General features: G+C 45.5%; 8 protein-coding genes and 2 pseudogenes. 7 read left to right on the forward strand and 3 right to left on the reverse strand.

Annotated elements, in window-relative coordinates; translation table 11 throughout:
- Positions 1 to 4: 4 nt before the first annotated feature.
- Both LC586_RS25030 and LC586_RS25035 read left to right on the forward strand, forming a co-directional pair.
- A complete protein-coding gene (locus tag LC586_RS25030; protein ID WP_229487453.1) occupies positions 5 to 4228 on the forward strand; it encodes a beta strand repeat-containing protein in 4224 nt (1407 codons plus the stop codon).
- A 510-nt stretch (positions 4229 to 4738) separates the two neighbouring features.
- Positions 4739 to 4918: a hypothetical protein gene (locus LC586_RS25035; RefSeq protein ID WP_229487455.1), complete on the forward strand. Its 180-nt coding sequence runs from the start codon at positions 4739 to 4741 to the stop codon at positions 4916 to 4918.
- Positions 4919 to 4938: 20 nt separating this feature from the next.
- Here the strand turns inward: LC586_RS25035 and LC586_RS25040 are convergent.
- Positions 4939 to 6235 (reverse strand): annotated as a pseudogene (locus LC586_RS25040) (dicarboxylate/amino acid:cation symporter).
- Positions 6236 to 6428: 193 nt separating this feature from the next.
- Here LC586_RS25040 and LC586_RS25045 point away from each other — a divergent pair.
- The 4 genes and pseudogenes from LC586_RS25045 to LC586_RS25060 form a co-directional block, all read left to right on the forward strand.
- A complete protein-coding gene (locus tag LC586_RS25045; protein ID WP_229487534.1) occupies positions 6429 to 9059 on the forward strand; it encodes a DNA polymerase III subunit alpha in 2631 nt (876 codons plus the stop codon).
- A gap of 11 nt (positions 9060 to 9070) precedes the next feature.
- The gene (locus LC586_RS25050; protein ID WP_229487542.1) at positions 9071 to 9292 is read left to right on the forward strand and encodes a hypothetical protein; all 222 of its coding nucleotides are present in this window, start codon (positions 9071 to 9073) and stop codon (positions 9290 to 9292) included.
- Positions 9293 to 9502: 210 nt separating this feature from the next.
- Positions 9503 to 9742 (forward strand): hypothetical protein, encoded by a 240-nt coding sequence (locus LC586_RS25055; protein ID WP_229487558.1) that lies wholly within the window; start codon positions 9503 to 9505, stop codon positions 9740 to 9742.
- A 265-nt stretch (positions 9743 to 10007) separates the two neighbouring features.
- A pseudogene (locus LC586_RS25060) lies at positions 10008 to 10118 on the forward strand (LD-carboxypeptidase); the annotation flags it as partial.
- A gap of 20 nt (positions 10119 to 10138) precedes the next feature.
- Here the strand turns inward: LC586_RS25060 and LC586_RS25065 are convergent.
- The gene (locus LC586_RS25065; RefSeq protein ID WP_229487560.1) at positions 10139 to 10438 is read right to left on the reverse strand and encodes a hypothetical protein; all 300 of its coding nucleotides are present in this window, start codon (positions 10436 to 10438) and stop codon (positions 10139 to 10141) included.
- Between the two features lie 16 nt (positions 10439 to 10454).
- Between LC586_RS25065 and LC586_RS25070 the strand changes: the two genes are divergently transcribed.
- Positions 10455 to 11708, forward strand: a complete 1254-nt coding sequence (locus LC586_RS25070) for an acetate kinase (RefSeq protein WP_229487618.1) — start codon at positions 10455 to 10457, stop codon at positions 11706 to 11708.
- Here the strand turns inward: LC586_RS25070 and LC586_RS25075 are convergent.
- Positions 11611 to 11937, reverse strand: a complete 327-nt coding sequence (locus tag LC586_RS25075) for a hypothetical protein (protein ID WP_229487562.1) — start codon at positions 11935 to 11937, stop codon at positions 11611 to 11613. The genes LC586_RS25070 and LC586_RS25075 overlap by 98 nt on opposite strands.
- Between the last annotated feature and the right edge of the window lie 487 nt (positions 11938 to 12424).

The raw sequence follows: 12424 nt of genomic DNA on the forward strand, positions 1-12424 counted from the left end.
AATAATGGCACCTAATCCAGCAGTTTTCGACCTTTCTGACCTCGATGGCAACAATGGTTTTGCGATCGATGTCTCTAGCCGAGCCGGCACCGACAGCAGTGCCGGAGATATTAACGGCGACGGCTTCGATGACCTGATTCTTAAGGCGGGAGCAGATAACTACGTAGTATTTGGCAGCAGCGGCTTTGGAGCAGTTTTCAACCTCTCGTCCCTGGATGGCAACAACGGCTTCGTTATCAATGTAAGTGAAGAAGATTTCGGCTCCTCTGTCACCAGTGCCGGAGACATCAACGGCGACGGCATCGACGACCTGATTATCGGGGCATCGTTTGCCGATCCCAACGGACAGTTATCTGCTGGGGAGACCTACGTAGTGTTTGGCAGCAGCAACGGTTTTGGAGCAGTTCTCAACCTCCCGTCCCTCAATGGCAGCAACGGCTTCGTAATCAACGGCATTGATGAGGGTGACTACTCAGGCTCCCGTGTTAGCAGTGCCGGAGACTTCAATGGTGACGGCATCGACGACTTGATTATCGGGGCGACAGGTGCCGACCCCAACGGTAAAGAACGTGCTGGGGAGAGCTACGTAGTGTTTGGCAGCAGCAAAGGCTTTGGAGCAGTTGTCAACCTTTCCGACCTCAATGGCAGCAACGGCTTCGTGATCAATGGTATTGATGAGCGTGACTTCTCAGGCTCCTCTGTTAGCAGTGCCGGAGACTTCAACGGCGACGGCTTCGATGACCTGATTATTGAAGCACCAGGTGCCGAGTCATTTGCTGGGGAGAGCTACGTGGTCTTTGGCAGCAGCAGTGGCTTTGAATCGGTCTTTAGCCTCTCATCTTTGAACGGCAGCAACGGCTTTATCAACGACATTGATGGAACACTCAGCAGCGCCGGAGACTTCAACGGTGACGGTTTTGATGACCTAATTATCTGGACAACAAATAACATCCGCGGACCGGAGACTGTTGGGGAGAGCTACGTAGTGTTTGGCAACAGCAGCGGCTTTGGAGCAGTCCTCAGTCTCTCAGACCTCAACAGCAGCAACAGCTTCGTAATCAACCCCATTAATCCAGGTCAGGGTTTAGGCTCCTGGGTCAGCAGTGCCGGAGATTTCAACGGTGACGGCTTTGATGACCTAATTATCGGCGCAAAATATTCTGAGCAGAACTACGTAGTGTTTGGCAGCAGCAGTGGCTTTGGAGCAGTGCTCAATCTCTCGGATATCAACGGCAGCAACGGCTTGGGGATTAAAGCCATTAACGTAGATAGCTACTCACGCTACTCCGTCAGCAGTGCCGGAGATTTCAACGGCGATGGCTTTGATGACGTGAGTATCGGGCAAGGTTTTGATCGAATCTACTATGGAGGTAATGGAAAGAGATACGTCATTTTTGGCTTTGCCACTACTACAACTCCTAATCAACCTCCAGTCGCAGTTGCCGACACAGCTACTACTAACGAAGATACTGCCCTTAACATTTCAGTCTTAGCCAACGACAGCGACCCAGATAGCAATCCCTTAACGGTGACAAATGTCAATGGTAGTACGGTGACTGTTGGCACTCCTATTACCCTAAGTTCTGGTGCTTTACTGACTCTCAATGCTGATGGCACTTTTACTTACAACCCCAACGGTCGATTTGAAACTTTGGGTGTAAATGAAACCGACAGCGATCGCTTCACCTATACTATTAGCGATCGCAGTTTTACCAGTACAGCTAGCGTCAACCTGACCATCAACGGCGTGAATGACGCACCCGCCTTAATTTCTGCTTTCAACCTATCCGACCTCAACGGCAGCAACGGCTTCGTAATCAACGGCATTAACGCAAATGACAACTCAGGCGAATCAGTCAGCAGTGCTGGAGACATCAACGGTGACGGCTTCGACGACCTAATTATCGGGGCATATAGTGCCGACCCCAACGGCAAAGACCGTGCTGGGGAGAGCTACGTAGTGTTTGGCAGTAGCAGCAGCTTTGGAGCTAGCCTCAATCTCTCGTCCCTCAATGGCAGCAACGGCTTCGTAATCAACGGCATTGATATGGATGACTACTCAGGCTTATCCGTGAGCAGTGCCGGAGACTTCAACGGTGACGGCTTTGATGACCTAATTATCGGGGCGAAAGGTGGCGACCCCAACGGTAAAGACCGTGCTGGGGAGAACTACGTAGTGTTTGGCAGCAGCAGTGGCTTTGGAGCTAGCCTCAATCTCTCGTCCCTAAACGGCAGCAACGGCTTCGTAATCAACGGCATTGATGAGCGTGACTACTCAGGCGAATCAGTCAGCAGTGCCGGAGACATCAACGGTGACGGCTTCGATGACCTGATTATTGGGAGACGTTTTGCTTTCAACTACCCAATCGCTGGGGAGAGCTACGTAGTGTTTGGCAGCAGCAAAGGCTTTGGAGCTAGCCTCAACCTCTCGTCCCTGGATGGCAGCAACGGCTTCGTAATCAACGGCATTGATAACTATGACTTGTCAGGCGGCTCCGTTAGCAGTGCCGGAGACTTCAACAGTGACGGCTTCGATGACCTGATTATTGGGGCAATAAATGCCAACCCCAACGACAAGTTAAACGCTGGGGAGAGCTACGTAGTGTTTGGCAGCAGCAGCGGCTTTGGAGCCAGTTTTGACCTCTCGTCCCTCAACGGCAGCAACGGCTTCGTAATCAACGGCATTGATCCGTTTGACCGCTCAGGCTTCTCCGTTAGCAGTGCCGGAGACTTCAACGGCGACGGCTTCGACGACCTGATTATTGGGACACCATATGCCGAGTCATTTGCTGGGGAGAGCTACGTAGTGTTTGGCAGCAGTAATGGCTATGGAGCTAGTCTCAACCTCTCGTCCCTCAATGGCAGCAACGGCTTCGTAATCAAAGGCGATCTGTTTGACCGCTCAGGCGAATCAGTCAGCAGTGCCGGAGACTTCAACGGTGACGGCTTCGATGATCTGATTATCGGGGCAAGAGGTGCCGACCCCAACGGCAAGCAACGTGCTGGGAAGAGCTACGTAGTGTTTGGCAGCAGTAATGGCTATGGAGCTAGCCTCAACCTCTCGTCCCTCAATGGCAGCAACGGCTTCGTAATCAACGGCATTGATATGGATGACTACTCAGGCTCTTCTGTTAGTAGTGCTGGAGACATCAACGGCGACGGCTTGGATGACTTGATTATCGGGGCATTCCGTGCCTCCAATGCTGGGGAAAGCTACGTCATCTTTGGCTTTACGACTACGACCGTAGCTGAAGAAGATACCGCTCTTAAGATCCTTGCTAAGACGATCTTGAGCAGATATACAGACGTTGATGGCGATATCTTAAGCATTAGTAATTTTACCAATCCTGCCAACGGCACACTGACTTTAAACGACAGCGGCACTCTAGGGGATGCCAGCGACGACTACTTTATTTATACACCCAAGCCCAATTACAACGGCGCTGATAGCTTTACCTACACTGTCATTGACGGTAATGGCGGCAACATTACTGCTACTTTTAACTTGAACGTTAAGCCAGTCAATGACGCACCAATTGCAGTCAATGATACTGTTACGGCTGCCAAAAATACTGCTGTGAACATTCAAGCTAATACCCTGCTGGCGAATGATACTGACATCGATAGCACCAACCTCAGCATAACTGATATCAGTGGTGCGACCAAGGGTACTGCGCTGCTGAAAAATAACGGCACTCCCAGCAACTCGGCAGATGATTTTATTGTGTTTACCCCAAATAACGGGTTTAGTGGTGCGGCCAGTTTCAACTACATTATCACTGATGGTCAACTCACCAGCACTGCTAAGGTTACTATCCAAGTGGGCGATCGCCTTTTAGGTGGCAACGGCAATGATGTCCTCCACGGCACTCCTGGTAATGACTACCTCAATGGCGGCAATGGCAAAGACAACCTTTACGGTGGTAATGGCAAAGACACCCTCAATGGCGGCAATGGTAACGATCTCTTGTGCGGTGGTCTTGGTAGCGATATCCTCACAGGTGGTAATGGCAAGGATAAATTTGTCTTCACTGATGGAGAAGGTACTGATATTATTACCGACTTCTGCAAGGGCAACGATTTGATTGGCTTGTCTGGTGGTCTGACTTTCAATCAACTAAGTTTCACTGGTAACAACATCATAGTGGCTGCTACTGATGAAATCTTGGCAACGCTGACTGGCATTAGTACCACAACGCTCACTGCCGCTAATTTCACTATTCTCTAATATTAAGGGGAGCAAGAACTTGCTCCCCTAAAAAACCAATAATTACTGTAGAACCAGCCTTCTCGTCAAATTGAATATAAATTCACAGTTAGTAACAGAAATCACAAGTCTTTTGTAAGCCATAATTCGACACCTCAACGCCACACTACCCGATTTACTAACAGGCTACCGAGTTAAGATTCTGGATGGCAATGCGATCGCTTCTAAAAATCTTTGCAACAGATGAATTGACTGTAGGGGCGTAGAAATCTACGCCCCTACCAACGTATCTGTACCAGAAATGTCATGAAATGGTATGACTTGTCACGGGATGTGGAATCAGAAAAATGGTGTGTGCAATTTCAGTATTAAAGCGGAAACAACATAAACTCACTTACTGAAATTCCGCAATTGCCACCAAGACAATTGCAGAAACCCAGTGTAGCCTTTAACTAGAAAAACAGTATCAGGCAGTTGTTAAACAAAATGCCAACTATTACCACTAAACTTTTATAATATTTTGTTGTTCTTATGACTCCAAAACACACCAAAATTCAATTTCCCCTTTGGCAGTATCTGAATCAGCCTTTATTTAGTGACGATACTAAATTAGTATTGAATCCCCAACGCTTTGCATTCATCTGGCGTCTTCGACTTCTAGAACGCTGCTGGGCTAAAGAATGTGATGCCAAAGGGCCTCAACAGCATTAGATACCTCAAAAGCCGTAAAATTAAGCCTCGTCTACAGAACGAGGCTTTTTGCCATCTAGTAAAGCACTGACAGTCATATCTCCCATAACATTAATCGCGGTGCGGCAGCGATCCAGAAACCAGTCTACAGTAACTAGCAAAGCGATGTACTGGGTAGGTAAGCCTACAGAAGTGAACACCAGTGTCATCGTTACCAGTCCAGCATTGGGAATATTTGCCGCACCTACAGATGCAAAAATCGAGGTAAGGATGACAATTAACTGCTGTCCCAGACTCAGATGTTGCCCAATTAGTTGGGAAATATACAACGCAGACATTGCTTCATAAAGGGCAGTGCCATCATTATTGAAATTTGCCCCGACTAATGCCCCCAAGGCAGCAGAAGATTCTCTTAAACCGACTTTTGTTTGCAAAACCTCAAAGGTTATGGGCATTGCCGCCGCAGAGGAAGAAGTTGAGAAAGCTGTCAAAAAGGCATCAGAACCGCCAGCTAGGAATTTTAGCGGGTGTACCCAAGAACCAAATTTTACTCTGGTGAGGTAGTAGCACGCTTGCAATAACAGTGCTAACAGCACCGCTACGATAAATGCACCCAAAGATTTAAACGGTGCAAATCCTTGCATAGCAACGGTTTTAGCAACAATCCCAAAGACTGCCAACGGCACTAAGGCAATTACCCAGTTGAGGACACGGACTACCGCTTCAAATAAAATCCCGATGACATCCTCTATCGGCTGGTATCCGTTCTTGCTTTGGGCGATTTGTTCAGATTTTAATCCTCGTAAGACGATGCCAAAACTCAGGGCAATCACAATTAGTTGGATGACATTATTATCAACTAATGGCTTCAGGACAGCTTCCGGTACAGCATCTTTGACTATTGCCCAAGGATCAAGACTCTGAGTAGTTATTTCTGTAGTTGTTGAGGTGGCTACATTGCCCCAAGTTCCCGGACGCAGCACATTTGCTACGAGAAGCCCGACTAAAATAGCTACGGTAGTGTTAGTTAAAAGTAGCACTGCCAGCCGTCGTCCGGCTGTACCGGGGATATTCGTAGTCATTAAGGTGTGCAGCACCGCTACCAAAATCAGGGGCGTAGCTAGGGCGCAAAGAGCCTTTAGCACCAATTCAGCCGGAATTGCTAAATTATTGATTAAGGTGGCATTGCTTGGATTGGGATTCCCCGCACCAAGGGCAATTCCAACGCTGACTGCGGCTACTAGGGCGATGAGAATTTGCAATGTGTGTGAGAGGGATACGCTGCCACCAAGGGCTAGCTTTGGTTTCAGGCGAAGTAGTACTCTCTTTTTGACTCATTAGTTAGATGCTGATGAACTGCTGTAACTATTAAAACAACACTTATGACAGTGACAATTTCGGAAAAAGAACAGCTTTAATTTTAGGTAAAAACTGTTAATCTAAGATTCCGTTGCTTTGCAAAATCTAGCTCGAAAGGGTAGACCACAAGGTAGGCCCCTAGAGATATCTTGGCTTGTGGTTGGAGATGCTTATGTCCTTTGTCCCTTTACATATTCATAGTGACTACAGTTTACTCGATGGGGCAAGTCAGCTACCAGAGTTAGTGGATCAAGCGATCGCACTGGGAATGAAAGCGATCGCTCTTACTGATCATGGTGTCATGTATGGAGCCGTTGAACTGATCAAAATCTGCCGTAGTCATAATATTAAGCCGATTATCGGCAATGAAATGTATATAATTAACGGCGATATTGAAAAACAAGAACGCCGTCCGAAATATCATCAAGTCGTTTTAGCTAAAAATACCAAAGGTTACAAAAATTTAGTCAAATTAACCACTATTTCTCACCTCAAAGGTGTTCAAGGCAAAGGAATTTTTTCTCGTCCTTGTATTAATAAAGATTTACTCAAACAATATCATGAAGGCTTGATTGTCACTAGTGCTTGCTTGGGTGGAGAAATTCCCCAAGCGATTCTCAGTAATAGACCAGATGCAGCCCGAAAAGTTGCTCAGTGGTATAAAGATGTATTTGGTGATGATTATTATCTAGAAATTCAAGACCACGGCTCCCAAGAAGACCGGATTGTGAATGTTGAAATCGTCAAAATTGCGCGGGAACTAGGGATTAAAATTGTTGCTACCAATGATTCGCATTTTATTTCTTGTTTTGACGTTGAAGCCCATGATGCCTTGCTATGTATTCAAACTGGCAAGCTAATTATTGAAGATAAGCGGATGCGTTATAGCGGCACAGAGTATCTCAAATCTGGTGAGGAGATGCAGCAGCTATTTCGTGACCATTTGCCGGATGATGTAATTGCCGAAGCGATCGCCACTACTGAAGAGGTTGCCGATAAAGTTGAGCCTTACTATATTATGGGTGAGCCTCAGATCCCTACACCCCCAATTCCCTCTGGTCATACTGCTGACACTTACGCCGAAGATGTTGCATGGAGCGGACTTTTAGAACGGTTAAATCGCAAATCTCGCAATGAAGTCGATTCCGTCTATAAAGAAAGATTGGAATACGAACTGAAAATGATTCAGCAGATGGGTTTTTCTAAATACTTTTTAGTTGTATGGGACTACATCAAATTTGCTAGAGATAATAACATTCCTGTGGGGCCAGGTCGTGGTTCGGCGGCTGGTTCATTAGTTGCCTATGCGATGCGAATTACCAACATTGACCCTGTGCATCATGGGCTACTATTCGAGCGCTTTTTGAACCCAGAACGTAAATCCATGCCTGATATTGATACAGATTTCTGTATTGAACAACGCGATAAAGTTATTGAATATGTAACTGAAAAATATGGTGCAGATAGAGTTGCCCAAATTATTACTTTTAACCGCCTAACTTCTAAAGCCGTTTTGAAAGATGTCGCCAGAGTATTAAATATACCCTATGGTGAAGCTGACAAAATGGCGAAATTAATTCCTGTAGTGCGCGGTAAACCAACGAAACTCAAGGTGATGATTTCTGATCAAACCCCAGAACCAGAGTTTAAACAGAAATATGATAAAGAACCCCATGTTCGCCATTGGCTTGATATGGCGATGCGAATTGAAGGAACTAACAAAACTTTTGGTGTTCATGCAGCAGGTGTCGTAATTTCTGCCGATCCACTTGATGAGATTGTCCCGCTACAAATGAATAATGACGGTTCGGTGATTACCCAATATTTCATGGAAGACCTGGAATCAATGGGTTTATTGAAAATGGATTTTCTGGGTTTACGGAACCTGACGCTGATTCAAAAGACCGTTGATTTGATTCAAGAAACCAGAGGATATCGGGTTGATCCTGATGAAATTCCTCGCCAGGAAAGAAAAGCGCAGAAGATATTAGCTAAAGGTGAACATAGTACTCTGCCAAAAGATGTACAAAAAACTTATGAGCTACTAGAAGCAGGTGAGTTAGAAGGAATATTTCAATTAGAATCCTCTGGAATGCGTCAGATAGTGCGAGATTTGAAGCCTTCTAATATAGAAGATATTTCTTCAATTTTGGCACTGTATCGACCGGGGCCATTAGATGCAGGACTGATTCCTAAATTTATTAACCGCAAACATGGTCGAGAAAATATTGATTATCAACACACCATTCTGGAACCAATATTAGACGAAACCTATGGAATTATGGTCTATCAAGAGCAAATCATGAAAATTGCTCAGGATATGGCTGGATATTCTTTAGGACAAGCTGACTTGCTGCGTCGGGCGATGGGTAAAAAGAAAGTTTCTGAGATGCAAAAGCAGCGAGAAAAATTCGTGGATGGCGCAGCGAAAAACGGTGTTCAGAAAAAAGTTGCGGATGAATTATTTGAGCAAATGTTAAAGTTTGCTGAATATTGTTTAAGCTATGATACGGAAATATTGACAGTAGAATATGGATTAATGCCGATTGGAGAGATTGTAGAAAAAGGCATTGAGTGTACTGTGTACAGCGTTGATAATAATGGAAATATTTACACGCAACCTGTAGCACAGTGGCACGATCGCGGACAACAAGAGGTGTTTGAGTATTGCTTGGAAGATGGTTCAATAATTCGGGCAACAAAAGACCATAAATTTATGACTGTTGATGGTCAAATGTTGCCAATTGATGAAATATTTGAACGCGAATTGGATTTGATGCGGGTTGTGGGGAGTGGGGGATGAGGAGCACTTGAGTGGAGTTCAAAGCCTCGTTAACGGAGTTCAAAGACTCGTTAACGCAGTTCAAAGACTCGTTAACGCAGTTCAAAGACTCGTTAACGCAGTTCAAAGCCCAATGCCCAATGCCCCATGCCCCATGCCCAATACCCAATGCCCAATGCCCCATGCCCAATGCCCCATGCCCAATGCCCTTGACGTTAAAAACAGTTAAAAAAAGCAATCAACAACATCTTTGACATTTGTCTACCTGCTAATGATAGTTGTTATTGGAAATTAGCAAGTTATAAAGTCTAATAGCATTTAGACGCGTAGTAAGCTGTCCCGTCTACAAGTTGCTCTGGCAGGTAACAAAGTTCTTGTGGGATGGGCCGGACAGCCCGTCCAAACAATGCAAGTTAAAAGCGCGACAGCTTATCACCTTTACACATGTTTCGAGAGGCAAACAAATGAATTTACAACGTCATAGCCTAGTCATAGAAGATATGGAATGGCAAGAGGAACTCACGGATGCGGATTTACAGGCAGTGGTAGGGGGAACAGGAGGTACAGTAGATGTCGTAGTAGAAGAAACTACGGACAGTGCAAGTGAAATAGGTCGGAATACAAGTCGTGTAATAGATCAGGTTCAAGAAATAGGAGGGACAGCAGGTCGGGCTGGAGCCGGATTGTTAAGGGGACTTACTTGAATAGTTTCCGGGTAATGTCAAAGTTATCTCGTTAAGAGTCAGAGACTCTTAATGCCCGTCGTTGAGGCTCCGCCTCCCTTGCTGGCGGCAGAGCCTTCTTGAGCAGCATTTCCAGCCTCTGGCTGTAAACGAGGTTTTTTATATAAACTACTCACACTTAGAATATTTTTCAGCAAAAGGGCATCTAAACAGCGATCGCTTTGAAAAATGATTCAACAAAATTTTATGGGAGTTATAGTCTTTATCTTGACTCCTAACTTTTTTCATGCCATCCAAAATCTTACCATCGCTCCTGAAACCCGGTGACTTGCTACGAGTAATTGCCCCTAGTGGTGCTTTGCGAGAATTTGAGGCATTTGGGCGGAGTGTAGAAATTTTGAATACTGAATCGGTGTTCTAGAAGCATGGGGCTAAACTTAGTACAGTTTTGCGTAAAAGCGTAGCGTTTTTAATGCAGGGGAATGCATTGGCATTGTAAGCTGACGCATTGGCATTGTAAGCCGACGCATTGGCATTGTAAGCTGACGCATTGGCATTGTAAGCTGACACATTGGCATTGTAAGCTGACACATTGGCATTGTAAGCCGACGCATTGGCATTGTAAGCCGACGCATTGGCATTGCAGGGTATTGCCAAATTTAATTTGCTACGAATTAATGAAATGCTGTACTTAATGACATGATCAAAGCAGGTCATGTTTTTATGTTGTCATATGAAGATATTGGTGCTAAATGCCGGTTCGAGCAGCCAAAAGAGTTGTCTATATGAGATTGCAGATGAGGTTCTCCCCACCCAAGCACCCCAACCCCTTTGGGAAGGTAAAATCAACTGGACTCAAGATCGGGGTGTGGCAGAAATTGAGGTGAAAACTGCTACGGGTGCAACGCTGCAAGAATCAATCTCTGGTGATTCCCCACAGGCACACGTCACCTATATGCTCCATACACTTAGTTATGGTGCTACCAAGGTAATTGATCAGTTGTCAGAAATCGATGTGGTGGGGCATCGGATAGTGCATGGTGGACAGGATTATCGAGATAGTGTGGTAATTACGGAGGATGTCAAAAAGGCGATCGCTCGTCTGTCTAACCTTGCTCCCGAACATAATCCAGCCGCTTTGTCAGGCATAGAAGCAATTGAAAAAATCTTAAAAGATGTCACCCAGATAGCAGTATTTGATACTGGTTTTCATGCCACTCTACCCGATGCAGCAGCAATCTATCCCGGCCCTTATGAGTGGGTAGAACAAGGTATCCGTCGCTATGGGTTTCATGGTATCAGTCACCAATACTGTTCTCAACGTGCTGCCCAAATTCTCGGTCAAGATGTTCCCCCTGAGCGCTTAATTACCTGTCATCTGGGTAATGGCTGTTCTTTGGCAGCGATAAAAAACGGTCGCAGCATTGATACCACAATGGGATTCACGCCCCTAGAAGGATTGATGATGGGTAGTCGTTCTGGTTCAGTTGATCCAGGGATTCTGATTTATCTGTTGCAATACTGCAATTACTCCGTCGAAAAGTTGGATCATATATTAAATAAAGCTTCTGGGTTAAAGGGAATTTCGGGTGTATCTAGCGATATGCGTGAGGTGAGAGAAGCGATCGCTCAAGGTAATTCCCGCGCTCAACTGGCATTGGATATCTACGTGCATCGTCTGCGTTCTGGTATCGGTGCAATGCTTACTAGTTTGGGCGGATTAGATACTTTGGTATTCACAGCAGGCGTGGGTGAACATTCCCCGGATATTCGCCAAGCCGCCTGTGAAACCTTTGGTTTTTTGGGATTGAAAATAGACCTTGAAAAAAATCAGCAACAGCCTGTTGATGAGGATATTGCGACACCCGATTCAGCAGTGCGTGTATTAGTTATTCATACTCAAGAAGATTGGGCGATCGCCGGCCAATGTTGGCAATTATTGAAAAACTCAGAACTTGCACCAGTCCCAACAACCGCCTCAGAATAGACCTCTTGCAAAAGTCTATCCCCTTTTCCACATCCCGTGAAAAGTCAGGTTGAGCGATGGCATTTGCTTGTTGAGCGATGGCATTTGCTTGTTGAGCGATGGCATTTGCTTGTTGAGCGATGGCATTTGCTTGTTGAGCGATGGCATTTGCTTGTTGAGCGATGGCATTTGCTTGTTGAGCGATCACATTTGCTTGTTGAGCGATCACATTTGCTTGTTGAGCGATCACATTTGCTTGTTGAGCGACAGCATTTGCTTGTTGAGCGACAGCATTTGCTTGTTTGGAAGTAGGTACGGTACTCTCTCTCTTTTTCCAACGTCATCAACAATTGGTCTTTTAAGCTTAATTTACCTGGTCGGGAAAGTTTTTTGTTTTGTTGCCTTTTGCGGTAAGCTCCCGCTATGCCGTTAGGCTTATCGCACTATCTCTAGCATCTGCTTGAAAGTCTCGCTCGCGTACACCACACATTGCTGTAAAGTCTTCTAGCTTTAGGTTCTTTACTTGGAAAGTAGGTCATCAATGCTACCCAACTCTAACCTACTTGTCCCACACATCTAGGATTTTTGCAAGAGGTCTAATGAATTTTGAGGCTGATAGCTAAAGTCTATCTATTGAAGACTGGGTAAGGTTTATAGTCCAATACAGTTCAGTTAAGCATTTTTTCCTTCTTTTTCTTCTCTTCCTTTGCGTTCAACTCTTGGAGACACACTCGTGT

The sequence above is a fragment of the Nostoc favosum CHAB5714 genome (assembly GCF_020829495.1).
In the GTDB taxonomy this organism is placed as follows: domain Bacteria; phylum Cyanobacteriota; class Cyanobacteriia; order Cyanobacteriales; family Nostocaceae; genus Nostoc; species Nostoc favosum.

Excerpts from the sequence above, each read along its gene's own strand:
- LC586_RS25030 (WP_229487453.1), top strand. The coding sequence starts at position 5 with ATGGCACCTAATCCAGCAGTTTTCGACCTTTCTGACCTCGATGGCAAC.
- LC586_RS25035 (WP_229487455.1), top strand. The coding sequence starts at position 4,739 with ATGACTCCAAAACACACCAAAATTCAATTTCCCCTTTGGCAGTATCTG.
- LC586_RS25045 (WP_229487534.1), top strand. The coding sequence starts at position 6,429 with ATGTCCTTTGTCCCTTTACATATTCATAGTGACTACAGTTTACTCGAT.
- LC586_RS25055 (WP_229487558.1), top strand. The coding sequence starts at position 9,503 with ATGAATTTACAACGTCATAGCCTAGTCATAGAAGATATGGAATGGCAA.
- LC586_RS25065 (WP_229487560.1), bottom strand. The coding sequence starts at position 10,438 with ATGACCTGCTTTGATCATGTCATTAAGTACAGCATTTCATTAATTCGT.
- LC586_RS25070 (WP_229487618.1), top strand. The coding sequence starts at position 10,455 with ATGAAGATATTGGTGCTAAATGCCGGTTCGAGCAGCCAAAAGAGTTGT.